This window comes from Streptococcus merionis DSM 19192, from assembly GCF_000380085.1.
Taxonomy (GTDB): domain Bacteria; phylum Bacillota; class Bacilli; order Lactobacillales; family Streptococcaceae; genus Streptococcus; species Streptococcus merionis.
The window spans coordinates 21,757-47,174 of sequence record NZ_KB904539.1 but is presented as its reverse complement, the minus strand read 5'-3'; the positions used below and the strand labels follow the sequence as shown (position 1 = coordinate 47,174).

23 protein-coding genes and 1 tRNA gene are annotated in these 25,418 nt (G+C 43.3%); 4 read left to right on the top strand and 20 right to left on the bottom strand.

Annotated elements, in window-relative coordinates:
- Positions 1 to 313: 313 nt before the first annotated feature.
- The 10 genes from recN to A3I5_RS0102045 all read right to left on the bottom strand — a co-directional run bounded on the left by recN (position 314) and on the right by A3I5_RS0102045 (position 9,089).
- A complete protein-coding gene (recN, locus tag A3I5_RS0102090; protein WP_018372965.1) occupies positions 314 to 1,972 on the bottom strand; it encodes a DNA repair protein RecN in 1,659 nt (552 codons plus the stop codon).
- On the bottom strand, positions 1,973 to 2,401 hold the full coding sequence (locus A3I5_RS0102085; protein ID WP_018372964.1) for an arginine repressor: 429 nt from the start codon (positions 2,399 to 2,401) through the stop codon (positions 1,973 to 1,975).
- Complete coding sequence (locus tag A3I5_RS0102080; RefSeq protein ID WP_018372963.1) at positions 2,394 to 3,212, bottom strand: TlyA family RNA methyltransferase; 819 nt, start codon at positions 3,210 to 3,212, stop codon at positions 2,394 to 2,396. Before A3I5_RS0102080 ends, A3I5_RS0102085 begins: the two co-directional genes overlap by 8 nt.
- Positions 3,205 to 4,080, bottom strand: a complete 876-nt coding sequence (locus tag A3I5_RS0102075; protein ID WP_018372962.1) for a polyprenyl synthetase family protein — start codon at positions 4,078 to 4,080, stop codon at positions 3,205 to 3,207. The genes A3I5_RS0102080 and A3I5_RS0102075 overlap by 8 nt, the downstream gene beginning before the upstream one ends.
- On the bottom strand, positions 4,073 to 4,291 hold the full coding sequence (locus A3I5_RS0102070; protein WP_018372961.1) for an exodeoxyribonuclease VII small subunit: 219 nt from the start codon (positions 4,289 to 4,291) through the stop codon (positions 4,073 to 4,075). The genes A3I5_RS0102075 and A3I5_RS0102070 overlap by 8 nt, the downstream gene beginning before the upstream one ends.
- The gene (gene xseA / locus A3I5_RS0102065) at positions 4,266 to 5,609 is read right to left on the bottom strand and encodes an exodeoxyribonuclease VII large subunit (RefSeq protein ID WP_018372960.1); all 1,344 of its coding nucleotides are present in this window, start codon (positions 5,607 to 5,609) and stop codon (positions 4,266 to 4,268) included. The genes A3I5_RS0102070 and xseA overlap by 26 nt, the downstream gene beginning before the upstream one ends.
- A 1,222-nt stretch (positions 5,610 to 6,831) precedes the next feature.
- A tRNA-Ser gene (locus A3I5_RS0102060) sits at positions 6,832 to 6,919 on the bottom strand.
- 54 nt (positions 6,920 to 6,973) lie between these two features.
- Complete coding sequence (locus tag A3I5_RS0102055) at positions 6,974 to 7,828, bottom strand: NAD(P)H-hydrate dehydratase (protein ID WP_018372959.1); 855 nt, start codon at positions 7,826 to 7,828, stop codon at positions 6,974 to 6,976.
- Positions 7,803 to 8,189 carry a GNAT family N-acetyltransferase gene (locus A3I5_RS0102050; protein WP_018372958.1) on the bottom strand — a complete coding sequence of 129 codons (387 nt, stop codon included), beginning with the start codon at positions 8,187 to 8,189 and terminating at the stop codon, positions 7,803 to 7,805. Before A3I5_RS0102050 ends, A3I5_RS0102055 begins: the two co-directional genes overlap by 26 nt.
- A gap of 39 nt (positions 8,190 to 8,228) precedes the next feature.
- Positions 8,229 to 9,089, bottom strand: a complete 861-nt coding sequence (locus A3I5_RS0102045) for a bifunctional methylenetetrahydrofolate dehydrogenase/methenyltetrahydrofolate cyclohydrolase (protein WP_026216878.1) — start codon at positions 9,087 to 9,089, stop codon at positions 8,229 to 8,231.
- Between the two features lie 471 nt (positions 9,090 to 9,560).
- Between A3I5_RS0102045 and A3I5_RS0102040 the strand changes: the two genes are divergently transcribed.
- Positions 9,561 to 10,274: a B3/B4 domain-containing protein gene (locus A3I5_RS0102040; RefSeq protein WP_018372956.1), complete on the top strand. Its 714-nt coding sequence runs from the start codon at positions 9,561 to 9,563 to the stop codon at positions 10,272 to 10,274.
- A 72-nt stretch (positions 10,275 to 10,346) separates the two neighbouring features.
- Here the strand turns inward: A3I5_RS0102040 and A3I5_RS0102035 are convergent, their stop codons facing one another.
- On the bottom strand, positions 10,347 to 10,577 hold the full coding sequence (locus A3I5_RS0102035; protein ID WP_018372955.1) for a DUF1797 family protein: 231 nt from the start codon (positions 10,575 to 10,577) through the stop codon (positions 10,347 to 10,349).
- Between the two features lie 465 nt (positions 10,578 to 11,042).
- Here A3I5_RS0102035 and A3I5_RS0102030 point away from each other — a divergent pair, with 465 nt between their 5' ends.
- The 3 genes from A3I5_RS0102030 (at position 11,043) to A3I5_RS0102020 (ending at position 14,801) form a co-directional block, all read left to right on the top strand.
- The gene (locus tag A3I5_RS0102030; RefSeq protein ID WP_026216877.1) at positions 11,043 to 13,283 is read left to right on the top strand and encodes an ATP-dependent Clp protease ATP-binding subunit; all 2,241 of its coding nucleotides are present in this window, start codon (positions 11,043 to 11,045) and stop codon (positions 13,281 to 13,283) included.
- Between the two features lie 713 nt (positions 13,284 to 13,996).
- Positions 13,997 to 14,458, top strand: coding sequence for an NUDIX hydrolase (locus tag A3I5_RS0102025; protein ID WP_018372953.1), 462 nt, complete (start codon positions 13,997 to 13,999; stop codon positions 14,456 to 14,458).
- Between the two features lie 40 nt (positions 14,459 to 14,498).
- Positions 14,499 to 14,801 carry a DUF1827 family protein gene (locus tag A3I5_RS0102020; protein WP_018372952.1) on the top strand — a complete coding sequence of 101 codons (303 nt, stop codon included), beginning with the start codon at positions 14,499 to 14,501 and terminating at the stop codon, positions 14,799 to 14,801.
- 374 nt (positions 14,802 to 15,175) lie between these two features.
- Here the strand turns inward: A3I5_RS0102020 and ileS are convergent, their stop codons facing one another.
- From ileS to A3I5_RS12040, 9 genes are all read right to left on the bottom strand, one after another.
- Complete coding sequence (gene ileS / locus A3I5_RS0102015; protein WP_018372951.1) at positions 15,176 to 17,968, bottom strand: isoleucine--tRNA ligase; 2,793 nt, start codon at positions 17,966 to 17,968, stop codon at positions 15,176 to 15,178.
- 302 nt (positions 17,969 to 18,270) lie between these two features.
- Positions 18,271 to 19,026: a DivIVA domain-containing protein gene (locus A3I5_RS0102010; RefSeq protein ID WP_018372950.1), complete on the bottom strand. Its 756-nt coding sequence runs from the start codon at positions 19,024 to 19,026 to the stop codon at positions 18,271 to 18,273.
- Complete coding sequence (locus tag A3I5_RS0102005) at positions 19,026 to 19,826, bottom strand: YlmH family RNA-binding protein (RefSeq protein WP_018372949.1); 801 nt, start codon at positions 19,824 to 19,826, stop codon at positions 19,026 to 19,028. Before A3I5_RS0102005 ends, A3I5_RS0102010 begins: the two co-directional genes overlap by 1 nt.
- Positions 19,823 to 20,113, bottom strand: a complete 291-nt coding sequence (locus A3I5_RS0102000; protein ID WP_018372948.1) for a YggT family protein — start codon at positions 20,111 to 20,113, stop codon at positions 19,823 to 19,825. Before A3I5_RS0102000 ends, A3I5_RS0102005 begins: the two co-directional genes overlap by 4 nt.
- Before the next feature lie 3 nt (positions 20,114 to 20,116).
- Entirely contained in the window at positions 20,117 to 20,662 is a 546-nt protein-coding gene (locus tag A3I5_RS0101995) for a cell division protein SepF (protein WP_018372947.1), read from the bottom strand.
- 10 nt (positions 20,663 to 20,672) lie between these two features.
- Positions 20,673 to 21,344, bottom strand: a complete 672-nt coding sequence (locus tag A3I5_RS0101990; RefSeq protein WP_026216874.1) for a YggS family pyridoxal phosphate-dependent enzyme — start codon at positions 21,342 to 21,344, stop codon at positions 20,673 to 20,675.
- 2 nt (positions 21,345 to 21,346) lie between these two features.
- Positions 21,347 to 22,615, bottom strand: a complete 1,269-nt coding sequence (gene ftsZ, locus A3I5_RS0101985; RefSeq protein ID WP_018372945.1) for a cell division protein FtsZ — start codon at positions 22,613 to 22,615, stop codon at positions 21,347 to 21,349.
- A gap of 26 nt (positions 22,616 to 22,641) precedes the next feature.
- On the bottom strand, positions 22,642 to 24,003 hold the full coding sequence (ftsA, locus tag A3I5_RS0101980; RefSeq protein WP_018372944.1) for a cell division protein FtsA: 1,362 nt from the start codon (positions 24,001 to 24,003) through the stop codon (positions 22,642 to 22,644).
- A gap of 124 nt (positions 24,004 to 24,127) precedes the next feature.
- Positions 24,128 to 25,414, bottom strand: coding sequence for a cell division protein FtsQ/DivIB (locus A3I5_RS12040; protein ID WP_018372943.1), 1,287 nt, complete (start codon positions 25,412 to 25,414; stop codon positions 24,128 to 24,130).
- Positions 25,415 to 25,418 lie beyond the last annotated feature (4 nt).

Genomic DNA, 25,418 nt, shown 5'->3' with positions numbered 1-25,418 from the left:
GCAGGGGTAAGACTAAGTTGGCATAGCCAACAAGTCTTACTCCCAACCACTGCGCTGAGATGTTGACGTAAACTATGAGAGATGAGGTTGGATTTTTTGTCCAGCCTCATTTCATGTACTCAAACTTGAAATTTATAGTGCTTTGGAGGATACTCGCCATGAGATAGCTTAGTATTGATGATGAAGTTCTTTTTAAAAAGACTCAACTCTGATATTTTCATTTTTAAAAGCTGTATTCATAAGCGAAGTGCTTTCATCTCAAAAAGGCATGTAGAGGTTACACACAATCCCCTCATCGTACTTCATGAGTACCTTATTTCTCCAACAACACGCGTGCTTGTTCAAGCGCTGCTGGAGTCAAACTATCTCCTGCAATCATCTTGGCGATTTCTTCCACGCGCTCCTCAAGCGTTAAAAGTCGGACACGAGAGACTGTTGAGGTCTCATCTGAAATTTTTTCGATGAAGAATTGATAATCAGCGATAGCGATAACCTGCGGCAGATGCGAGATAGCTAAGACTTGACCAGCTTGAGCGATTTTGTAGATTTTCTGGGCAATAGCCTGTGCTACACGGCCTGAAACTCCCGTATCCACCTCGTCAAAGACAATACTCGTCTTATTCTCCTTGCGCGAGAAGGCTGACTTGATGGCCAGCATAAGACGGGATAATTCGCCACCGGATGCCACCTTGACTAGCGGTTTGAAGCCCTCACCAGGGTTGGTCGAGATATAGAATTCCACCTGCTCATTGCCAACCTTACTAAACTTAGCCTTGGTAAAGGTCACCTGAAACTCAGCCTTTTCCATATAGAGATCTCGAAGCTCTTGCTTGATTTCTGCCTCCAATATCTTAGCCAAATCATGTCTCGCCTGACTAAGACGCGAAGCCTGCGTGATCAGATCTTTTTCCAAACGCTTGAGCTCCTGTTCCAGATCGCCTTGCCCCGGCAAAATGCCGGTCAAGAGCTGGTATTCCTCGGAAATTTTCTGAAAGTACGTCAAAACATCATCAACACTCCCGCCATACTTACGCGTGATACTATTGAGCAAATCAAGACGACTCTCCACCTGCAAGAGACGATTGCCATCAAAGTCCAGATTATCTAAAATCGACCCTAGACGCTTACCGACATCGTCCAAAACATAGTAACTCTCCACCACCTGATCTGCCATATTCTTATAGTCAGGTTCGTAGCTTTCGATACTCTGCAAGTCATTCATAGCCGAGCGTAAATTTCGCAAGGTTCCCAAATCGTCATCATCTAGCATGGTAAAAGCATTAGCCAGCGTATCTGCGATGTTCTTGTGGTTGACCAAGCGGTCTCGCTCCTTGTGAAGACGCTCGTCTTCTCCTGCTTCTAGCTCTGCTGACTCAATCTCGTCCAGCTGAAAACGTAACATCTCAATCCGAGCCTTGTTTTCTTGCTCATTTTTTTGCTGGGTCAGAACCTGACGGCGCAGGACACGATAATGCTCAAAAGTTTCTTCATACTGAGCTTTTTGTGCCTGAAATCCTTCATCTCCAAACTGATCCAGCATGCTGATGTGGGACTGTGTCTTCATCAGCTCCTCCTGATCATGCTGACCATGAATGTCAACTAGGTGCTGCCCGACCGCTCTCAAAACCGTCAGATTGACCATTTGGCCATTGATACGACTAACACTCCGGCCATTTTGAAAAATTTCCCGTCGGATAATCAACTCGTTTGAAACCTCAATGCCTTGCTCTTCCAAGATTTTGTCAATGGCAGAGCTTTTTTCCAGCGAAAAGAGCCCTTCGATTTCAGCCTTAGTAGCTCCATGTCGAATGGCATCAGTCGTTGCTCGCGCTCCTAACATCATATTCATGGCATCAATGATAATGGACTTCCCAGCACCGGTCTCTCCAGTCAAAACAGTCATACCAGTCTGGAAGTCCAATGAAATTTGCTCAATGATTGCAAAATTCTTAATCGAAACAGCTAGTAACATCTAAATCTCCTTGACTTTAGCAAGAACGTCTTCAATCGCTGCACCTTCTTTGACCACCATCAGGATACTATCATCATCGGCTATTACACTGAAGAGTTGATCAGGCAATTGCTCAGACAGCTGACGTTTGACAACAGCACTTGTCCCCGGCTCAACTTTGAGATGGATAAATGGTGCCTGAACCGCAAAATCGCGAAGGTACTTCTTTTGCGGTCTAATCTTACGTTTCCGTGAGTGAGGCAGATCATAGATATAGCCCGACTCAGACGGCACCTTTACAATCCCTAGAGTCTTAATGTCTCGCGAAACGGTCGCTTGGGTGGCCTTAATGCCAATTGCTTGCAAACGTGTGACAATCTCCTCTTGGGTATCAATCGCATTCTCACTGATCAAATCGCTGATAATCTGCAAACGTTCCTTTTTATTCATGCTTAAACTCCTGATGTGATTGCTCCACAAGCTCAGCCAGAGACTGACTGTAAGCCATTTCCTGTGCCTTGCTTTTTTGCAAATGAGCTAGATACTCAATATTTCCATGACCACCTTGGATCGGTGAAAAATCTAAGTTTTGGACAGAAAAGCCCGACTCAAGAGCAAAAGTAGACACATTTTCTAACACCTGCAAATGCACTTTTTTATCCTTGACAATGCCGTTTTTGCCTATTTGCTCGCGTCCTGCCTCAAACTGAGGTTTAATCAAGGCAACAACCTGACCGTCATCTGCCAAAATCTGCGTTAGTGCTGGCAAAATCAGGCTGAGCGAGATAAAACTCACGTCAATTGACGCAAACATCGGCTGTCCATATGGAAAATCATCTAATTTAGCATGGCGAAAATTGTACTGTTCCATGCTAATCACTCGCGGATCCTGACGCAACTTCCAAGCTAACTGATTAGTCCCTACGTCAACCGCGTAGACCATCTTAGCTCCAGCCTGGAGCATGACATCGGTAAAACCACCTGTTGACGCTCCAATATCCAAAGTCAATTGTTCTGCCACTGAAATCCCAAATTGCGCAAGGGCCTTTTCAAGTTTGAGGCCACCTCGGCTGACGTACTTGAGCTTTTCACCCTTGAGTTTAAGCTCAGTGTCTTCGTCAATCTTCTCACCAGGCTTGTCATAGCGGTGACCATTGACACTGGCAATGACAAGACCTGCCATGACCCCACGCTTAGCCTGCTCTCTGGTTTCAAAAAGTCCCTGACGATGCGCCAGGACATCTACACGCTCTTTAGCCATTTAATCGTAAACTTTCTATCAATTGACCGACCTGCTTTGCCTGAAACGGGCATTTTTCAGCAATTTCCTTGAGCAAATTCTGAACTTGATCCAAGGTATGATTCAAGAACTGCTGTGATTCTACTAAACCAAGTAAGGCAGGGTAGGTCGACTTCTCCGCCAAGAGATCCTTCTGCGGGGTTTTTCCGAGATCCTCAAAGTCAGCCGTAAGATCCAAAATATCATCGCGCACCTGAAAGGCTAGTCCGACTAGTTCTCCAACCTGACGCAATTTGGTCAAGACGTCCGTAGAAACCTCCGCCACAAGACCAGCTGCCACGAAAGAAAAGGTCAAAAGCTTACCTGTCTTATTGGCGTGAATGGTCTGTAAGCTCTCAAGGTCAATCAATTTGCCCTCAGACATCATATCCAAAGTCTGTCCAGCCACCATGCCATATGTCCCAGAGCTGTCAGACAGTTCCTGCACTAGATTAATTCGTATTTCTGCTGGAAAATCAGCACGGGCAATAAGACCAAATGGATCCAAAAAGAGACTGTCGCCCGCCAAAATAGCTGTTGCCTCATCAAACTGCTTGTGATTGGTCAAACGCCCTCTGCGGTAGTCGTCATTGTCCATGGCCGGCAGATCATCGTGAATAAGGCTACCTGTATGAATCATCTCCACACTTGCCGCTACCTGAAAATGAGCCTGAGTCAACGTCTGTCCCAGAGCTTCGACCATCTCCAAGAAAAAGAGTGGGCGAATGCGTTTACCACCTGCATTGACAGAGTAGAGAACCGCCTCAACGAGACGCTCTGCCACCTGTGCTTCCTCATAATAAGATCGAATAGCTTGTTCAACACCTGAGACTTTGCCTTGTCTATCCATTAAATTCTACTTCTGTTCCATCTTCTTGCATGACCTTGACCAAGGTTTCTTCTGCCTTGGCTAATGTTGCTTGGAGTTCCTTGGAGAGGACCATCCCCTTTTGGAATTCAGACAAGGCCTCTTCCAAAGCAATATCACCTGACTCTAGACGACCCACGATGGTCTCCAATTCTGCTAAATTATCTTCAAATGTTTTTTTCGTCTTTGACATCTTTCACCTCAACTTCTATCTGACCATCCCGCATCTGGATGGTAGCCTGAGAGCCGATTGCAACTCCCTTAACACTCTCAACAACGCGCCCTTTTTGATAAACCATGGCATAGCCTCTGGCTACAATTCGATTCGTATCCAGCATGAGCATAGCCTCACTGAGTTGTTTGACTTTATTCATTTTATTGTCATAAAGGATAGCCATGTTACTCTTGAGCAAACGCGTCTGTTGCTGTAAATTGACCTGCTGGCGTTTTATTTCTTGATCCAAACGCTGCGCTTTTAACCGTTCTTGCAAAAGACGCAGAGCCTGTTGATTCAGCTGGTAAGCTTTTTGCATATTCTGCTGGAGCTTATCGGTCAGATGATCTAGCTTTTGCAGGTAGCCGTCGTAAAGCCGTTCTGGCTGACGAAAAATAACCGATTGGCTCAGCTTGCGCAGACGTTCTTGATAAAAACGTAGGCGGTTGAGTGATGCCGTGTAAAGTCTGTTTTGTTGCTGACGGAGATGATTAAGCAAATCCGCCTTGGTCACTGGTGTCGCCAGCTCAGCCGCAGCCGTAGGCGTTGCGGCTCGGCGGTCTGCGACGAAGTCTGCTAAGGTTGTGTCCGTCTCGTGTCCTACAGACGAAATGATTGGCAGACGAGACTCGAAAATGGCCCGCACAACGCTTTCTTCATTAAAAGCCCAAAGATCCTCGATAGAACCGCCCCCACGACCAACGATCAGGAGATCTAAATCTCCTCTGTTATTAGCCTTTTGGATATTGGCAACGATAGCTGGTGCTGCACCAGCGCCCTGAACAACTGTCGGATAAAGCAAGATTTCCACGCCAGGAAAACGACGACTGACTGTGGTGATAATATCCCGAATAACAGCTCCACTTGGACTAGTAATAACTCCGATCTTCCTGACAAACTGAGGGAGAGCTTGTTTCCACTCGGCCTTAAATAATCCTTCATCACCCAAACGCTTCTTTAGCTGTTCAAATTGAACCGCTAAAGCACCTAAGCCATCTGGCTCAGCCCTTTCGATGATAATGGAGTAGGAGCCGCTCGGTTCATAGAGCTGTACTCTACCAACCACATTGATTTTCATCCCTTCTTCCAGTTCAAAGCCCAATTTTTGATAAATTCCACCCCAAATAGTAGCCTGGATCACAGCCCCTTCGTCCTTAAGCGAAAAGTACTGGTGGTTGGGGCGCTTACGAAAGTTGGAGACTTGACCAGTCAAATAGACGCGAGCCAGATAAGGATCCTTGTCAAACTTTAATTTCAAATACTTAGTTAGGTGCGACACCGTCAGATACTCAGTCATCGTCCCTCCTTATTCAAGATACAAAGCCCGTTTAGAAAAGCGACGGAAAATGAAAAAATTGACGAAGAGTGTAGACACTCTAGGAAATTTTTGAATTTTATCAAGCTTTTTAGGGCGTGTCCAGTTATTTAAGATACAAAGGGCGTATAAAAAGCGACTGAAAAATAGGAAATCTGACAATGAGTGTCTTCACTCTAGGAAGATTTATCATTTTTCCGAGCTTTTAGCCCGTGTTCAGTTGATTAAGATATAAGGCCGTGAAAAAATCTGATGAAAAATGAGAAGACAGACGACAAGTCTTTGGACTTGAGGAGGTTTTCGAATTTTATCGAGGATTTTAGGCCGAATTCAGTTGTAAGATACAAAGCCCGTCAAGAAAAGCGTTGAAAAATGGCGGTAAGTCAGGGAGTGAGACAGCGAACCGTTGAGTAGGGCTCTAAAATTTGATTTATCAATGTATTAGAGCCCACTCAACCACTGCGTCTTGCCACTAAACAAAAAATACAGAAGATGGGAGTGCCTTTTGTTCCGGACTCGCTCTACAAACCAGACAACTACTGCGTCAATCTGTTCAAACTATAAACGAAACGAGACTTATACCTTACCCAAGTCCCATAAACGCACCCCAGCCAGGGCAGCTAGGATTTTCACAGATGAATTCGAAAAAAATCCAGAAGGCTACCGTCCTAGCCATTCTAAACTCGATCTAGCTTTTTAGCCCATGTTACAGAATTTTGTTTCACTAATCATTATTATACCAAAAAGCCTCTCCAAATACCTAACCTTTTCCTTAAAAATTAAGATAAAGAATTGAACAAGGCCCTTTAATATAAGGAGGCAAAAGACATTTTCATCAGCACAAATTATCAAAAAAGTTATTTTTCTTTGACTTATAACTGATTTTTGCTACTTCAGAATGCTTTCAAAAAATCTAACAGTGGTTCTCTTACTACATTTAGCCTGCCTAAAAACACAAAAAAGTTGGGACAAAAAGTGTCTCAACCTTAAATTTTACTAGTTTAAAACCTGCATTCACAAGTAAGATACTTTATGCCTTTTAAAGAGATTGGGGCTGAAATACGACCGATGAGTAGCAAAAAAGCCAGCCTTAAATCCAAGGTACTGAGCTGGGAGTACAGCTCTTAGACCTAACAATAGTAGCCAGCTAGTTTATCAGGGGAAATCACGTAATCAGGCTTTTAGCCTGATCCTTTTAATCTTAAGGAGAACATGGGATTCGAACCCACGCACCGCTTACACGACCTACCACCTTTCCAAGGTGGCCTCTTAAGCCACTTGAGTAATTCTCCAAACTAGGTAACAGTATACCATGACCAGCTGAATTAATCAAGTTTTTTCTCACTTTAAGGCAAAATGCTGCGCATAAAGACAGGAATTTGCTCCGCAATCTGACTAGGTAGCGTCACATAGTTGGTCTGACTAAGCTCTCGAGCAATAGCCGAATGGGCATAAACCGCTGCGGACACCGCATCTAATCTATCATTCTTAAATTGCCCCACAAAACCCGCAATCATCCCTGCTAAAGTGTCTCCCATGCCACCTGTCGCCTGATAGGGACCACCGATCGTGATTTGCCTAGGCGTTTGTCCTAATTGCAAGATTTGGGTCTGATAGCGCTTGGCAATGAGAATACTCCCTTGTGGAAACTGCTTCAAAGCCTGTAAATTCGCTTCTACTAACTGGTCTTCTACTGCTAGGCCACTCAGTCGTTCCCATTCTTTCTGGTGTGGCGTGAGGATCATCTGCCCGGCAAAGCTGTTAACCAAGTCCAATTTCTCAGCTAAAAGCGTTAGTGCAGAGCCATCAATGATAAGGACCTGAGATGACCTAACAGCGCTGAGAACTGATGTAAAAACTTCCCTAGCCAAGTCAGATTCACCCAGTCCTGGGCCGATCACAATAACTTCAGCACCAGCCAACTGCGCTTCAAGAAGAGGGCACTCCTCTATATCAAAAGCCATAGCCTCTGGCAACTGAGCATGCAGAGCTGTTATATTATCCCGTTCTGTCGCGACCGTCACAAGTCCTGCTCCGCTGTAGACACAGGACCTTGCAGCCATGAGAATCGCACCACCATAGGGATAGCAACCCCCAATGAGAAGTACACGGCCATAATTCCCCTTGTGGCTATGAAGAGACCTAGGAAGAATGACCTTGCGAATGAGATTCACATCAACTGTCTGTATTTCTTTCACCATAATTTCGATAGGCGCTCCCTATTTTTCTAAAACTTAGCCTGTCATAAAAATCATCATTAAATGACGCCAAGTCTATTCTAAGACCAACATGTCTGCTGAAGATTTCCTGAATAAGCGAGCGGCCAATCCCTTGTTGTCGAAAATCAGTCGCCACGATCAATTCACACAGATAAACAGTCAATACGCCATCTGTTATATACCTTGCAAAACCGCAAATATTCCCATCTTCCTCAGCAATCACCCAGTGTGACTTATCTTTCAAAGACTGAATCATGTGGCTCTTAAAACTCGTCCATTTTTCCTTTTGATAAAGTTCTTCTAATCTTTCAATATCTGAATCTTGAATTTCTCTATATAGCATCGTTTAGACTCCTTTAGACGGTTAGTTGATTAACAAGGGCTACTGACTACCAGCCTCACCTGCTAAAAGACAGGCTTGGTAGGTCTGCTCCAAAAGCATGGTAATGGTCATCGGACCAACCCCTCCTGGCACTGGTGTGATATAGCTCGCCACATCCTTGACCTCATCAAAAGCCACATCTCCGATTAACTTGCCATTTGCATCACGGTTCATACCCACATCAATGACAACCGCACCTGGCTTAACAAAATCCTTTGTCACGAAATGCCCGCGTCCAATGGCCACAACCAAGATATCAGCAGTCTTAGCTAATTCTGCCAAATTCTGTGTTTGCGAATGGGCAATCGTCACCGTCGCATTCGCATCTAGTAACATTTGAGCCATCGGTTTGCCAACGATATTGGAGCGTCCAATAACAACCGCACGTTTTCCAGCTAAGGCAATCTCATATTCCTTAAACATCTCCATAATACCTGCTGGCGTAGATGGAATCATGACCGCATGCCCACTCCAGAGCTTACCCATATTGGTCGGATGAAACCCATCAACATCTTTTTTGGGATCAATAGCGTGCAAAATAGCTTCTTCATCAATATGCTGTGGCAAGGGCAGTTGCACTAAAATCCCGTGCCATGACGCATCCTGAATATAGCGCTCAACTAGGGCCAGCAACTCCTCCTGACTAATCGTAGCTGGCACGCGCACTACCTCACTCCTAAAGCCGGCCGCTAAAGCAGAGCGCTCCTTATTTCTGACATAGACTTGACTAGCTGGATCCTCACCGACTAAAATCACGACTAGCCCAGGCACCACACCCTTTTCTTCTTTTAAACGGGCTACTTTTTCAGCCAATTTTCCCTGTATTTTCACTGCTAGAGCTTTTCCATCAATCAAAACCATAGATTGCTTCTCAATTCTTTTCATTTTTTTGATTATAACAAAAACAGCCTCTATTTTCAAAAAAACGAGCTACTTATCACTGTTTTTACGAACCTTATAAGACTTTGGATATAAAATCCTTCGTTCTCTCTTTGATATAAGAGTTCTCCTTGATAATGGCCACAGATATATACCAAACGAATAGCTCCCTTCACCTGACCAACCAGCCCTCAAACGACATCCCAAATGACATCTGAATAATAAAGCAATTAGAAGTCCCTTATCAAAAGAGGATCAGAAATCTAGCCAAAGTAAAATAGGCAGAGTTCCCATTTAAAACTATAATTGACAATGTGCGTTTTTGTATATTAATCCAAAGTATTTCGTTGTTTACTGCTAACCAAAGAGTATTTAAACGTTTCATCCACCACTTCTTGCACTTTTATTTTAAAAAGAGTATACTAAAGAAAAAAAGAAGGTGAGGTAATTCCTATGTTATCAGCTATTCAAATTGACGAGACTTTTTGGTCTCGATTCCCAGAAGGCCGTATCGTCGTCATGACATTGAAAGGGATTGATAACCGTGTTATTCCTGAGAAAGAGGCCTATTTTAAAGATTTACTCCAAAAAGGCAAAGAATCTTCGCTTCAATTTTTAAAAGATGATAACTTTAGTCAAAATCCTGTTGTAGCTGAATGGCGTGAAGCTTACAGCCAATTCAAAACTAAAAAAGGCGCTCGTTCATCTATTGAAGCCATGCTCAAGCGTGCAGCTCAAGACCGTGATTTTAACCCTATCAATCCATTGGTCGATCTCTATAATTATGTTTCGCTAACCTATGCGACACCTGTTGGAGCAGAGGACATGGATAAGGTTGAGGGCACTCTCAGACTTGCTGAAACAGCTGGCGGCGACTCTTTTAAGCCACTCGGTGCGGAAGAAGATGCTCCAACCCTTGCTGGTGAAGTTGCTTGGTTAGATGATGCTGGTGCTGTCTGTCGCTGTCTCAATTGGCGTGAAGCCCAACGAACCATGCTCACAGAAGACACTCAAAATGCTATCGTTATCATGGAAACTGTCAATGAAAACCAAGCTGCACGAGCTCAGACAGCCATGAACACTCTAAAAGACCTCTGCCAAGATTATTTCGGTGTAACAGGGGAAATCCTAGTGCTATCCAGCAGCCTAGCGTCAGCTACTATTTAAACCTTGCAAAAAAAGATACCAAAGCACTTGGCTACAACCGAGTATCTTGGTATCTTTTATTTTAAAACTATATTAATAAAGCAACTCATAAATTTCCATCGCGATCAAATCAATAGAGTCAAACGTATAGGTTTCATGCGCTTCAATGTCACGAAGAGTAAAGAGCGAACCATTTTCCTCATCATAACTGTATGAAACTTCAGCAACTACGACACCTTCACGCTCAAAGTTACGTTTAAGAGTTCCCCCATCTTTAGCCATCAACTCTAGACGATTGATAATTCTCACCAAATGTGATTCCATGTTCTTCTCCTTTTAACTGAAACTGCCTTGATTAGCCTGAACTGTGTCAAAAACAACGCCAATTTCAGCTGCGTTTCTAATTCTATATCCCTATTCTACCATAAAATAAACCGCTTAGCCTAAGAAAAATGCTTATTTCTCAAAATTTGAGCCCTCAAATAACGCCAAATCCCTCGTTACACTGACTTCTCAAGCAATCAACAACCATTCCAGTAGTTATTTAATTTGGAGCAAAAGTTGACTGTTTGTCATCTGATTTTCTGAAAGCAATGTTCTAAAGCCACAATGATTCATTTAACGCACTTATAAATTCCTCGAAAAAATGGACGATAGAGGCAATAGCATTCATATGATTAATCTTTTCACTTGATTTCTCTTTAATAAGTGATATAATAAAATTAAGATTTGACCTTTATTGACCTTTAATCAGATTGTTCAAATCATTCTAGAAAAAGAGGTATTGCCATGCTTTGTCATAATTGTAAAATGAACGACGCAACCATTCACCTGTATAGCAATTACAATGGTCGCCAACAACAGGTTGACCTCTGTCAAAACTGCTACCAAATCATGAAAACTGACCCAGAAAATCCTATTTTAAGAGGATTATCTCAAATTCAAAACCAACAAAGAAGCCCGTTTGATGACTTCTTTGATAATTTGAGCAATTTCCAACATCCAAGTCAAGCTCCTGGAAATCAAATTCCACCAACTCAAGCTGGCCGAAACAACAGTAACCGTGGTGGCAATCAACAACCGCCTAAAAAGGGACTTTTGGACGAATTTGGTATTAATGTGACCGAAATCGCTCGCCGTGGCGGCATTGACCCTGTCATCGGTCGTGATGAGGAGATTGTTCGCGTCATTGAAATCCTCAATCGTCGTACCAAGAACAACCCTGTTCTAATCGGAGAGCCTGGTGTTGGTAAGACAGCTGTCGTTGAAGGCTTAGCTCAAAAGATCGTTGATGCTGATGTACCACATAAGTTGCAAAACAAGCAGGTCATCCGTCTTGATGTCGTCAGTCTCGTCCAAGGCACCGGTATCCGTGGTCAATTTGAAGAGCGCATGCAAAAGTTGATGGAAGAAATCCGTGAGCGTCAAGATGTCATTCTCTTCATCGATGAAATTCACGAGATTGTCGGAGCAGGTAGCGCTGGCGATGGCAATATGGATGCAGGCAACATCCTAAAACCAGCTCTAGCTCGTGGAGAGCTCCAACTGGTCGGCGCGACCACTCTCAACGAATACCGCATTATCGAAAAGGATGCGGCTCTGGAGCGTCGCATGCAGCCAGTCCGTGTCGATGAACCAAGTGTAGAAGAGACCATTACGATCTTAAAAGGCATCCAAAAACGCTACGAAGATTACCACCATGTGCGCTACACCGATGAAGCCATCGAAGCTGCCGCTAATCTGTCTAACCGTTATATTCAAGACCGCTTCTTGCCAGACAAGGCTATTGACCTTCTGGATGAGTCAGGCTCCAAGATGAATTTGACCCTCAATTTTGTGGATCCTAAAGAAATTGATCAACGTTTGGTTGAGGCTGAAAACCTCAAAGCTCAAGCTACTCGTGATGAAGATTACGAAAAAGCTGCTTATTTCCGCGATCAGATTGCCAAATACAAAGAAATGCAGAAGGCCACCCTTGATGAGAAAGACATTCCTGTCATTACCGAAAAAGAAATTGAAGCAATAGTTGAGCGCAAAACCAATATCCCTGTCGGAGATCTCAAAGAAAAAGAGCAGAGTCAACTTGTCAACCTTGCGAGCGACCTTAAAGCCCATGTCATTGGTCAAGATGAAGCAGTTGATAAGATTGCCAAAGCCATTCGGCGCAACCGTGTCGGACTTGGTGCTCCAAACCGTCCAATCGGCTCCTTCCTTTTTGTCGGCCCAACAGGTGTCGGTAAAACAGAGTTATCGAAACAGTTAGCCATTGAACTCTTCGGCTCAGCGGATAGCATGATTCGTTTTGACATGTCTGAATATATGGAAAAACACAGCACAGCCAAATTGGTCGGTGCTCCTCCAGGTTATGTTGGCTATGACGAAGCTGGACAACTGACCGAGAAAGTCCGCCGCAATCCTTACTCACTCATTCTTCTTGATGAAATTGAAAAAGCGCACCCTGATGTCATGCACATGTTCCTTCAGGTTCTAGATGATGGCCGCTTAACCGATGGCCAAGGCCGCACAGTCAGCTTCAAAGACACCATTATCATCATGACGTCAAATGCCGGTACTGGTAAGGTCGAAGCCTCTGTTGGCTTTGGTGCAGCCAGAGAAAATCGGACGAACTCTGTTCTTGGTCAGCTGGGCGACTTCTTCAGCCCAGAATTCATGAACCGATTTGACGGTATCATCGAATTTCAAGCTCTCAGCAAAGACAATCTTCTCCAAATCGTTGATCTCATGCTTAACAACGTTAACGATCGTCTTGCTAACAACGGCATCAGCTTACACGTGACCGATAAGGTCAAGGAAAAGCTGGTTGATCTGGGCTATGATCCGAAAATGGGAGCTCGTCCTCTCCGCCGAACTATCCAAGATCATATTGAAGACGCCATCACGGACTTCTATCTAGAAAATCCAACCGAAAAAGACCTCCGAGCAGTTATGACCTCATCAGGCAACATTGCGATAAAGCCTGCTAAAAAAACTGAAAAAACCAACACAACTGATGAGGAGACCGACCAATAGACTTGCTTACGACCTAAACTATTTTTCTCAGTCAATGGTTTGGAAGCTAAAACAGACAATCATGATGGTTTAGCCCTTACTCCCAAAGCTTTGGCCATTACAAAATTATGTGGTCTAAAGGACTAGACAAAAGGGGTGGGAATAAGTTTTGCTGACTAGGCCAACTTACTTAGCCTTAGCCTTGCATATTTTATCACCAATGAACCTGCCAAGCGAACTCGAATGTGCTGACTATCTCGGTCTTTACAGCTCTACTCAACTGTATAGGATACTTCTAACAACGCAAGCTTGAGACAAAAAACGCCTCAAGCTTACACTTGTATCTCCTAAATAATTGAACGCAGGCTTGCTAAATTTGAGCTCACCTTCTCCTTGCCTGACCAAAAGCAGCAAAGAGCGCTTGCTTAGCTGGTTAGAGTTGATTTCACAGCCTTTTTGACAAAAATCACTCCAAAATCATTATTTTTTAGTATAATAGAAAAAGAAAGTGACAAGCAAGAACTCGAATCCGGATAAATCCAAGTGAGAAGTTATACACAGCCCAACACTATCATCCAAGGCTAGTTTCACACCACTCAGCGTTCGTTTTTTTTGAAACACAGTTCGCATTCTTTCAAAAAATGCTTTGATTATCAAAAAACGACTTCCTAAGTCAAAGGAATTTACTAGTAACTAGTTCTTGTTTATCCTTAGTCGAGTCAAGGAGCCTACTTATGTCTAACCCTACTTTTGGCCACAAAGTTGATGGTGCAACTTACAAAAATCGTTATGGTGTTTATGCCATTATTCCCAGTAAAGATCGCACAGAGATGATATTGGTTCAAGCCCCTAACGGTGCCTGGTTTTTACCTGGTGGTGAAATTGAGGCTGACGAAAACCATCTCCAAGCTCTGGAACGCGAGCTTATCGAAGAGCTTGGTTTCACAGCTAAAATCGGTGATTATCTGGGGCAGGCCGATGAATATTTCTACTTTCGTCACCGTGATACGCATTACTATCATCCCGCTTATATCTATGCAGTCGAGGAATTTGCTCAAGCACACGCCCCTTTGGAAGATTTTAACCATTTGGCTTGGTTTCCCTTTGAAGAAGCCCGACAAAAGCTTAAACGAGGCAGCCACCAGTGGGGGATTGAGCAGTGGCTTCAGCATTACCAGTTTTCAAATCAAAAGTGACACTACCAACTCATGATCTCATATCGCAAAGGAGACGCTCATGAAAATCATTAATACCACCAATAGCCACGCTGAACTGGTCGCCAATCAGCTATCAAATACAGATGCTATTTTGGTCGAAACCTATTCAGCTGGAAATACCGACGTCATATTTACTCAAGCACCAAATCACTATGAACTGCTGATTACCAACAAACATCGTGCTATTCGTCAGGACGAAGTTGAGAAAATCCGTACCTTTTTCCTAAAGCGCAAGATTGACACCAGTCTCATTGATCAAGAAAAAATCCAAACTCTGGTCTGTCCAACCCTCATTGAGATGTCTATTCCCATTGTGAAATAAAGCTCAAAAAGCCAAACCTGTTACGTAACAAAGTTTGGCTTTTTATTATACACTCAATTGAGCTACATTAGTATATGATTGATTGAAACAAGATTAGGTCAAAGTTATCTCCAAATCAGAGCATCGCCTAGCATGCTTTTCTGAACCACAGTTGTACCGCTCTTGATTCAATTGACCATAGTGCTTACACTTTAAAACAGTCTGTCAAATCTTCAACGACATATCTTGAAAAAATAGCACAGCATACTCGTTAAAAGCGTGAACCTTATGTATTTTAGTTCGATCAAAATAAGAAAGACTTCCATTTAAAAAACCAGCTGAAATTGGAAACTCCGATTTCAACTGGTTGAAAAAGTCATTAGTGAACAAAGCAATTAGCTCTCAAACCCTTGAGCAACTGCTTCTGGGAAGTTTTCTTCCAAGATTTTAGCGTTTGAATCGCTCACAAAGGCATTGTAAGGACGCATCTTAGTTGTCGGGTCAATACGGCGCGAACGTTCGCAGACTTCCCCTTGAGCGCGTTCAACCGTAAAGGCTACGCCATCAAATGCGAGAGCATCTTTAGGAGCCTCTGCAAAATCAGCAATGCTCAACTGCGATACAATCAAAAGCAGGGCAACATCACTCTCTAGCGATGACAGCAAGGCTTTGACTTCTGGTGTCGCATAGATAGTCAAGTGAGCCTCAAGAGATTTCCCGATAACTTTAACATTACGAGCCTCTTCCAAGGCTTTTTGAGCTTGTCCACGCAAGTCCATAAAGTCTGCCCACTGAGCTAAAATAGTCTCTTGCTTTTCAAAAGTCTCTGCAACTGGCATCTCTGCCAATTGAACAAAATCTTCTGCTTCATGTTCTAGATAAGACCAGATTTCCTCAGCAGTGTGAGGTAAGATTGGTGTTAAAAGTTTTGTCAATTTAACGAGAATATCGTAGAAGACTGTTTGCATTTGGCGCCGAGCTGGGCTGTTTGGTGCTTCGATGTAAACAACATCTTTGGCAAAGTCCAGATAGAAAGCTGATAAATCAAGCGTTACAAAGTTGACAACTGATTTATAAATGGCCATAAAGTCATAGTCTTCATAAGCCTTGGTAATGGTTTCAATTAACTGATTGAAGCGGATGGTCATGTACTGATCAACAGGACTAAGCTCTTCATAAGCTACTGCATCATTATTTGGATTAAAATCACTGGTATTTGCCAAAAGGAAACGCATGGTGTTTCGGATTTTACGATAGGTTTCAGAAACTTGACCAAGAATATCCATGGAAACACGAACATCATTGTCTGTGTCAACTGAGGCAACCCAGAGACGAAGGATTTCAGCTCCATACTGCTTGGCAACGTCGTTTGGTGAGATGATATTGCCCTTAGACTTGGACATTTTCTCACCCTTGCCATCAAGAACGAAACCTTGGGAAAGGACTGACTTATATGGAGCATGGCCGTTGACAGCCACAGACGTGATCAAGGATGAGTTAAACCAACCCCGGTATTGATCAGAGCCTTCTAGGTAAAGGTCAGCAGGATAGGAAAGATTTTCACGCGCATTCATAACACCGTTCCAAGACGAACCTGAGTCAAACCAAACGTCCATGATGTCCGTTTCTTTTTCAAAGATGCCGTTGGGCGATCCTGGATGCGTAAAGCCAGCTGGCAAGAGATCTTTAGCTTCTGATTTCCACCAGATGATTGAGCCGTGCTCTTCAAAAAGTTCAGCCACATGATCGGTCACTTCCTTGGTCATGATAGCAGTGCCATCCTCAGCATAGAAGATCGGAAGCGGAACACCCCAAGCACGCTGACGAGAAATCACCCAATCACCACGGTCGCGAATCATGTTATAAAGACGCGTTTTACCCCAAGCTGGGTAAAAGTTAGTCGCTTCAATTTCATCTAAAATTTCCTGACGGAATTTAGAAACAGAGGCAAACCATTGCGGAACTGCACGCCAGATGATTGGTTTTTTCGTCCGCCAGTCAAATGGGTAGGAGTGGTTAATGACTTCAGAAGCCAGTAGCAAATCACCTAATTTTTCAGTAACAGTTGGCAGGACTTTATCATAAAATTGACCTTCAAAATCTGGACCAGCTAGTTCATTCATTAAACCGCGCTCATTGACAGTCACGTAAACTTCAAGGTCGTATTTCATGCCGACATTGTAATCGTCCTCACCAAAAGATGGTGCGGTATGGACGACACCAGTACCTGAATCTGTAGTAACATGGTCCCCAAGAATAACCAATTCCTCAACAGTATCATCCCAGGGGTGTTCAGTGACGATGTATTCTAACTCGGCGCCTTTGTACTGACTAACAATCTCAAAGCTGTCCCAACCAAATTTATCAGCCAAGCTATCAACTAAAGCTTCAGCCAGCACATACTTACGGTCTGAACCATCTGGTTTAACAACTACATAGTCCAAATCAGGACCCACGGTTAAGCCACGTGACGCTGTGATGGTAAATGGCGTTGTCGTCCAAACGACGATATAGGTAGCTGTATCAAGAATCCCTTTCCCGTCTTTTACCTTATTGGCATAGTAAAGTGACGTTGAATCAATATCGTGGTACTCAATCTCTGCCTCAGCAAGCGCTGACTCAGATGACCAAGACCAGTAAACCGGCTTAGCGCCTCGGTAAATAAAGCCCTTGTCTGCCATAGCTCCAAAAACACGGATTTGAGCCGCTTCATAGTCTGGTGTCAGAGTGATATAAGGATTTTCCCAGTCAGCAGAAATCCCAAGACGTTTGAAGTCTTCACGCTGTTTATCAACTTGAGAAAGGGCATAATCACGGCACATCTCAAGGTATTCTGCAAGATCCATCTCTTTGCGTTTCACACCTTGTTTAGACAAGACCTGCTCGATTGGAAGACCGTGCGTGTCCCAACCAGGAACAAATGGAGCTTGATAGCCCATCATGGATTTTGAGCGCACAATAATATCTTTTGAGATCTTATTCAACGCATGACCAACGTGGATATTGCCATTAGCATAGGGAGGCCCATCGTGAAGATGAAAGGCTGGTTTACCCGCGTTCAACTCTTGACGCTTCTTATAAATTTCTGCTTCGTCCCAACCTTTTTGCCATTCTGGCTCCTTGTTTGGCAAGCCAGCACGCATCGGAAAAGCAGTTTTCCCTAAATTTAACGTTTCTTTTAGTTTCATTTTCTCTCTCCATTTTCAAATCAGAAGGCGTTTCAGCCAACGATCCGTTAATTTATAATTTAAAAGGTACCACAAACCTCGCTAAGGACGAAAGTTCGTGGTACCACCTTAATTTAGACAGAGTTTCCCCTGTCCCTCTTGAGCATGTAAGGTATGCCATTCCTCCTGACTTAATTTCCAACCTCGTGAATTTCAGCCAGAATCTGCAAAGGGATAATCAGTTTCAAAGGGAGTACAGGTCTTCCACCATCACCTGCTCGCTAAACCTATTTAAAAAGATTGTGTCTTTGCTTAGATTCGTTTTAATATAAATCAACAGACTCAGCTTCTGCTTGTTGTACAGCATCCGTAATCTCTTGACGATTCAAAATTTGTGTTTCTTGATAAGCTTGCAACTCTTGGTTAGCTTCCTCAGCACGACGCGCAATCTCAGCCAACTCTTCTGGTGACAACTGTCTTGTCATATCTATCGCTTCTTCTTCGACAGGATGGACTTCTTCAGCCAGAGCTGTTGACACTACTTCTTTGAATGCCTCATCACTAGTTTGAAGATAAGTTGCTGTTGGACGAAGAATCTCGTCCCATTCGGCAGAATTGACAATAGCTAATTGACTCTCAATGGTTGATTTCAAACGCTGTTGGAAAACACGCGATTTATTCTTCAACTCTTCTGTCTCAACAGCTACTCGCTTAGCGTTGTCAGTTGCTTCACGCAGGATATCATTAGCCTTTGCCTTGGCCGTATCCAACAAGAAGGCTGCATCGTGCTCTGCCTGCTTGATGATGTTTTGGCTTTCGCTTGCAGATGTTGCCTTAAGTTTTTCAGCCGTGTCTTGGGCCAAGATGACCGATTGACTGAGAGATTCTTTCATCTCATCAAAATAAGCCAAGCGCTCTGTTAACATTTTAATCGTTGTTTCTTGTTCAAGATTCTTGCGGACTAAGTCTTCGTAATCACGGGTTACAATATCCAAAAACTCATCCACTTCTTGGATATTATAGCCTCGGAACTTTCCACCAAATGTTTTATCTCGAATATCTAAAGGTGTAAGAGCCATTATTTTCCTCCAATTTTTGTAATCATCAGCTTATGCTTGTTGTGGCGCGTCAATCCATTATCGTCTTCAATTTTGAAACGACCATAGCCTCGACAACTGATTAAGTCAGCTAGCTTTACAGCTTGAAATGCTTGTGAAATAGGTTGATGATTTAATTTTACTTTATTTTGCTCAATCAGCTTCGCTGCTTCTTGCCGTGACAAGCCATAAGTAGCTGCAATGACACTGTCAAGACGCAGGCTAGTGGTCAAGATTTGTTTGACCTCTGACTTCTCTGCTGGTTTAACTAACTCTGAAAAGCTAAGTTTTCGCCAACTGACAGGAACTTTTGAAATCTTAGTCACTTGCTGAGTGAGCATTTGACTAATCTTTGCATCCAGAAGAAGCTGCGTACAATCCTCAGCAATGATAATATCTCCCAAGAGATACCTTTGAATCCCTAATTGATTCACCAGATTTCCCAGGATTTGAGAATGCGTCAAATGATTGAACTTTCTAGCATATTGGATTTTCAGCAAGTCAATCTCAAAATCCTCTTCCTCTAGCATATAATAATCTGGCGCAATAATCAACCGACAAAGTTCTGTCTGTAGTATTTCTGAGCTACTATATACTTGAAGAGCAGCTCTTCTTGCTAAAGATGTTGTAATCTCAGCCTCTCTAGGATTTAAGAAAGGCGTCAATTCGATACTATACTGTTGTTGAACACGATCAATCCTGTCCAACATCTTTTCGACAAAAACTTTTTCATCGGCATGAAAATGTTGAAAAAGAAACTGATTCTCTTTTGAAGCCATCATCTGATAAACAGGACCATCAGAAAGCCTAGCAAACGCAAACCTAACATCTGAATGAGCTGTAACGAAAGAATAGCTACCGCAACCGAAAAGTCCATCATCCCAAAAGTCAGATTGAACCGTCTGAAAATGCTAATATAAGGCTCTGCCAACCTTCCCAAAATGTCTCCTAATCTTGTACGGTAAGCTCCCGGAAACCAAGATAAAAGAGCATACGCCAACAGAATAAAGGAGTAAACTTCAATCACTCTAGTAAAGACAGTTGCAATAAATTGAAATAGTTGAATCATATATTAACGTCGTTTCATATCAAAATCATACTGAGAATCACTGGTTTCACCACGCAAACCCATATCCTCAATGTTGACAACAACATTTGCAGGCGTCAGCAGCCACATCGTCGAAGAAATCTTTTTCAAGTTTCCATCCAAGACAAAACGCGCACCATCAAGGTAGTCAATGCAACGTCTCGCCTGTGAATCCGTCATATGCTGAAAATCAATTAGAACGCTAACCCCCTGCAAGAGAAGGTTTACGATTTCTCGAGCTTCTTCATATTTTTTAGGAAACTTAATGTCAATAGTCGTGGTCTCTACATTCACATTAGCGCGCTGCGGTTGTGTATGACGCGCTGTTTCACGATGATTAATCGGTGCTACCGTCTGATTTGCCATAGATTTAGTTCTCTCTTGTCTTGCTTCTACTGTTTGGGTTACTTCGATTACAGGAGTGGTTTCTTCACGAACCTCATAGTCTGGAACAACCTCGTAAGATTCCTCTTCGACTTCTTCTGTATCAAAATACCCCATCAATCTGCTAATCTTATCTAATAATGCCATAGCTGTATCCTTATTTGAAAAATGCTGTACCGATTCGAACATATGTTGCCCCTGCCGCTATCGCTAAAGGGTAGTCTTGGCTCATTCCCATACTCAACTCTGTCATGGGCATATTAGGCCAGGCTTGACTTTGAATGGTTTTGCGCAAGGTCTCTGTTTCCTCAAATATCGTCTGGATTGTCTCTTTTTCTGCTTCAAAAGGAGCCATTGTCATAAGGCCAACGATCGTAATCTTCTCTAACTTAGCTAACTGAGGTAAAACTTCCGCCAACTCTTCCACAAGAAAACCGTGCTTGCTGCCTTCTCTAGAAATATTAACCTGTAAAAAACATTTCACTGGCTTAAGAGCTCGCTTTTCGATTTCAGTCGCTAAACTGATGGAGTCTAGGGCATGAAAGTAATCAATTTCATTGATGACATCCTTGACTTTACGTCGCTGAAGACTTCCGATAAAATGCCAAGTAACCTTTTCATTTATCAGCTCCGCCTTCTTTTCTAGAAACTTATCGACACGATTTTCTCCTAAATCCGTCATTCCAGCATCAATTAGCTTTTTAGTAATAGAGCTGTCAACATACTTGGTGACAGCTATAATTTTTACCGAGGTTTCTGAACGGCTTGCTGCTTGACAAGCCTGTGCAACCTGAGAAGATACCCTTTGAACGTTTTCTTTGAGAGTCATCATTAGCGGTTACGGAAAAACGGTGGTGTATCCAATTCTTCGTCATTATCAAGATCGTCAGCAGGCGTGTATTTTTCAACAGCCACACCGTTGGTCTCATTGACAGGACGCACAATGTTGTTACGGCGCAAATCCCAATCACCAAAAGAAGATCCTCTTGGCGTTTCTGGACGAGATGGTTGTGACGGGCTAGGCTGTTCAAAACGTCCCACTGTGTCAAAATTACGCTCGTAAGCTGATGGCTGAGATGCTGCTACTGAGCCAGTCGAACTAGAAGCATTGGACTGACCCAGGCCAGAAACTGCATTTGCACGTTCCTGACGGACACCCGTTGCTACAACAGTAACACGAATTTCATCCTGCATGCTTTCATCAATCGACGTTCCAAGCCAGATGTTAACGCCTTTACCAGCCGCTTGGTGAACAATCTCTGAAGCCTCTTCAGCCTCAATCAAACTCATGTCCAGACCACCAGTGACGTTTACAATGACATCTTCTGCGCCATCAATAGTTGTCTCAAGAAGTGGTGAGTAGATCGCCTTGCGAGCAGCCTCTTGAACACGCTCATCACCTGTACCGATACCGATACCCATAAGCGCATTTCCCTTATTTTCCATAACAGTCTTAACGTCTGCAAAGTCAAGATTGATAAGACCTGGATTTGTAATCAAGTCAGAAATCCCCTGAACCCCTTGACGAAGAACGTTATCTGCTTCGCTAAGCGCCTCAAGAAGAGGAGTCTTCTTATCAACGATTTCAAGCAAGTTATTGTTTGAAATGATCAAAAGCGTGTCAACATTATTGCGAAGTTCATTGATCCCTTCAATTGCGAAATTCCCACGTTTGCCACCCTCAAAGCCGAATGGACGCGTAACGACTGCAACAGTCAGAGCACCAATTTCCTTTGCGATACGAGCAATAACAGGAGCTGCTCCTGTCCCTGATCCGCCGCCCATACCTGCAGTGATAAAGACCATGTCAGCACCTTCAAGAGCTTCCCGGATCGTTTCTTCGCTTTCTTCTGCTGCTTTACGACCAACTTCCGGCTGACCTCCAGCACCAAGACCACGTGTCAATTTAGGGCCGAGCTGGATCACTGTTTCAGCTTTAGAATTGCTTAGTGCCTGAACATCCGTGTTTGCTGCGATAAATTCAACACCAGCAACACCCTCTGTGATCATACGGTTAATCGCGTTTCCGCCACCACCACCGACACCAATAACCTTGATGACAGCGCCTTGGGCATATGCCGCTTCAAATGAAAATGTCATAACTGTTCACCTTTTCTTTTTACTTTTTATTCAAACATACTACCGAAGATTCCACGAACCTTATCCCCCAATTTTTGGCGATTGTTATTTCCATCTTCTCCATTTGAGTAAGTTGGTACCTCATCAACTGGCGTATAAGCTTGTTCATCCACTGCTGCTTGGTTAGAGGCTTGAGGAATCGGACGGAAGTTTGGCAAATCAATCGGTTTAGAGCGGAGATACTCTTCACCGTTGACTGCTGCCTGCGCAATCTGCTCAATATCATCCATATTCCCAGCATACTCAACAATGCTAATCACATGTGCAAAGGCTGGGTTTCGGATACCGATTTGGTTTGGCACATAAAGCTTCACTGGGCGATTGAAAACTTCTTGGGCTAATTCAACCACACCTGGAAGAGTTGCCCCACCACCGATGAGGACAAGGCCACCTGGTAAGTCAAGATTACGCGTACGATCCAAGTCTTGCTTCACACGATCCAAGATATGTTGAAGTCTAGCAGCAATAATCTCTGAAAGATGAACTTCTGTAATTTCCCTTGGTGTGCTTTCTCCAATCACCTCAACCTGCATCGTTTCCTTTGTGCTTGCAAGAGCTGGGTAGGCAACACCGAAAGTATACTTGAGGTTTTCAGCGATAGATTGCGATGTCGTCAGGACTTTTGAAATATCCTTAGTCACATAGTCGCCACCTTCTTGGTAGACATTGGTGTATGCCAGTTTCTGGTTACTCACACAAGCCACGGTTGTTTGCCCACCGCCAAGATCAATGACAGTGGCACCAAACTCACGTTCACCTTCATTAAGAACGTATTGTCCGATAGCTAATGGACTGATAATGATATTTTCAACAGCCACCCCAGCTTGAGAAACAGTCTTGCGCAAATTATGCAAAATGGTCTTAGGCCCTGTGTAAAGCAGTCCATGAACTTCCAAACGGATGCCCATCATACCACGAGGGTCTTTGATACCCGCAAATGAATCCACGATAAATTCTTCCGGCACAAAAGCTACAATCTCGCGCTCTGGTGTCATGTTCTTCGTCAAGGAAGATTTAATCACATTGTCCACATCTTGATCTGTAATTTCCTGTGAATTACTGGTTACAGGAATCATGCCTTGAGCAGGCTCGATCTGAAGAAGGTTTGCAGGAAGACCTACACTCACCTTATCAATGGCAACGCCCGCTTTTTCTTCAGCCTCTTTAATCGCCTTGCGGATGGCTGCGGCAGCTACCTCGATATTGATGATAATGCCGTCTTTTACACCCGCACTCTTTGCGTTGCTGACCCCAATAATATTTAATTCACCGTTTACAAATTCTGCTACAAGCACCTTGATTGAGCTTGACCCAATATCTAAACCTGTAAAGAAGCCGTCTCTAACCATTACATCAGTCCTCTCTATCCCTACTGTTTACTCTCAATTTTTAAAATAATCTTATTTAGAATTATCCAAACTTTATTATACCATAAAATACTTTAAAACCTAGTGTTTTTTCTTTCTTTTTGAATTATTTTGCATAGGTAAAAATACCTGCTTCCATGTCTATATAGCTTGGCACAGAAAGATTTCTCACCACTTTTTCATAATAGGCCATTTTTTCAGCCACTTCTGACAAGGGGACGTATACTGTGTGTCCTTCGACTGTTTCTAGGGCCAGTAGATCGGCACTAGCAGTAGTGGGTGCGGCCTTGACCGTTACAATCCTTGACAGCGGTGAAGCGGCGCCTAGTTGGCTTAGGTTAGCAACAAACGCCTTGACTTGACTTAAATCTGTCATATCAAATAATAAATACGGATCTGGTAAATTCTCGACAGCTACTGCGGTGTCTAAAGTAACCCCGCTGGATAAGACAGGGTAGTAAACAGTGCCATCCTTGACGTAACCAACTACCTGATGCTCTTCTACAGTGATTTTAAAGTCAATTGGAAATTGGTAGGAAACCTGAGCATCCTTGACCCAGACCAATTGCTTTTCAAGTGTTTTGGCAATTTGATTTTGATTTAAAAAGGTCGTGAGGGTATAATCAGCTTTCCTAATTCCAGTATTGGCTAAAACATCTTCTGCACTGACTTGACCTTGTCCTTCAACAGTCACATTTTTGAGTTTGGACCAAGGAGACACCAGATAGCCTGTGACTAAAATGGTTGTTAAAGTAACAAAAAACAAGGTTATCAAACGTATTAGATGTTTATGACTGACAGATAATCTGGCTCTGGGACGCTTTGAAGAGTTGTCAGTTAATTCAGATAAGTAGGACTCAGACTCTGGCAGGACTGTTTGCGTTTCTTCTGTTGATTCTTCAGCACCTTCTTCGGGGGCTTGTGAATCCTCTTCATTGGATTCTTTTTCCTCTTCTTCCTCCGACTCACTGCTTTCTTCAACGTCAGAAGCGTTCTCCATGTCTTCCTCAGGCAATTCCTCTTCGGAAGTCAAATCTTCATTCACTTCAAGAGCTTGTTCCAAAGTCTCTTTATCTGCCTCTGATTCTGGAATATTAGCTCCTTCTGGCTCAGAAGTTTCTGCATTCTCCAAATTGTCATTAGCAAGATGAACAATCTCCTCTTCTTCAAGGCCAGCTAGCTCCGTACTTTCGGAGTCTCTTTGCTCAGCATCCGAGATATCCTGATTGTCATCTGAAATCAGTTGAATCGTTTCCTGACGAATAGCCTTCTCTTTAGCACGTCTTTCTAAGTAAGCATTGTTTTTGCGAAGCCATTCGACCAAATCAATCGCCTTACTCGTCTCCTGCTCGGCTTCTTCTAGTAATTCTTTGGGAGTCTCTTTTTCAGACATAGTT

Bases quoted from the DNA above. Each gene is read 5' to 3' on its own strand.
- recN (WP_018372965.1), bottom strand. From the start codon at position 1,972: ATGTTACTAGCTGTTTCGATTAAGAATTTTGCAATCATTGAGCAAATT.
- A3I5_RS0102085 (WP_018372964.1), bottom strand. From the start codon at position 2,401: ATGAATAAAAAGGAACGTTTGCAGATTATCAGCGATTTGATCAGTGAG.
- A3I5_RS0102080 (WP_018372963.1), bottom strand. From the start codon at position 3,212: ATGGCTAAAGAGCGTGTAGATGTCCTGGCGCATCGTCAGGGACTTTTT.
- A3I5_RS0102075 (WP_018372962.1), bottom strand. From the start codon at position 4,080: ATGGATAGACAAGGCAAAGTCTCAGGTGTTGAACAAGCTATTCGATCT.
- A3I5_RS0102070 (WP_018372961.1), bottom strand. From the start codon at position 4,291: ATGTCAAAGACGAAAAAAACATTTGAAGATAATTTAGCAGAATTGGAG.
- xseA (WP_018372960.1), bottom strand. From the start codon at position 5,609: ATGACTGAGTATCTGACGGTGTCGCACCTAACTAAGTATTTGAAATTA.
- A3I5_RS0102055 (WP_018372959.1), bottom strand. From the start codon at position 7,828: ATGGTGAAAGAAATACAGACAGTTGATGTGAATCTCATTCGCAAGGTC.
- A3I5_RS0102050 (WP_018372958.1), bottom strand. From the start codon at position 8,189: ATGCTATATAGAGAAATTCAAGATTCAGATATTGAAAGATTAGAAGAA.
- A3I5_RS0102045 (WP_026216878.1), bottom strand. From the start codon at position 9,089: ATGGTTTTGATTGATGGAAAAGCTCTAGCAGTGAAAATACAGGGAAAA.
- A3I5_RS0102040 (WP_018372956.1), top strand. From the start codon at position 9,561: ATGTTATCAGCTATTCAAATTGACGAGACTTTTTGGTCTCGATTCCCA.
- A3I5_RS0102035 (WP_018372955.1), bottom strand. From the start codon at position 10,577: ATGGAATCACATTTGGTGAGAATTATCAATCGTCTAGAGTTGATGGCT.
- A3I5_RS0102030 (WP_026216877.1), top strand. From the start codon at position 11,043: ATGCTTTGTCATAATTGTAAAATGAACGACGCAACCATTCACCTGTAT.
- A3I5_RS0102025 (WP_018372953.1), top strand. From the start codon at position 13,997: ATGTCTAACCCTACTTTTGGCCACAAAGTTGATGGTGCAACTTACAAA.
- A3I5_RS0102020 (WP_018372952.1), top strand. From the start codon at position 14,499: ATGAAAATCATTAATACCACCAATAGCCACGCTGAACTGGTCGCCAAT.
- ileS (WP_018372951.1), bottom strand. From the start codon at position 17,968: ATGAAACTAAAAGAAACGTTAAATTTAGGGAAAACTGCTTTTCCGATG.
- A3I5_RS0102010 (WP_018372950.1), bottom strand. From the start codon at position 19,026: ATGGCTCTTACACCTTTAGATATTCGAGATAAAACATTTGGTGGAAAG.
- A3I5_RS0102005 (WP_018372949.1), bottom strand. From the start codon at position 19,826: ATGATGGCTTCAAAAGAGAATCAGTTTCTTTTTCAACATTTTCATGCC.
- A3I5_RS0102000 (WP_018372948.1), bottom strand. From the start codon at position 20,113: ATGATTCAACTATTTCAATTTATTGCAACTGTCTTTACTAGAGTGATT.
- A3I5_RS0101995 (WP_018372947.1), bottom strand. From the start codon at position 20,662: ATGGCATTATTAGATAAGATTAGCAGATTGATGGGGTATTTTGATACA.
- A3I5_RS0101990 (WP_026216874.1), bottom strand. From the start codon at position 21,344: ATGACTCTCAAAGAAAACGTTCAAAGGGTATCTTCTCAGGTTGCACAG.
- ftsZ (WP_018372945.1), bottom strand. From the start codon at position 22,615: ATGACATTTTCATTTGAAGCGGCATATGCCCAAGGCGCTGTCATCAAG.
- ftsA (WP_018372944.1), bottom strand. From the start codon at position 24,003: ATGGTTAGAGACGGCTTCTTTACAGGTTTAGATATTGGGTCAAGCTCA.
- A3I5_RS12040 (WP_018372943.1), bottom strand. From the start codon at position 25,414: ATGTCTGAAAAAGAGACTCCCAAAGAATTACTAGAAGAAGCCGAGCAG.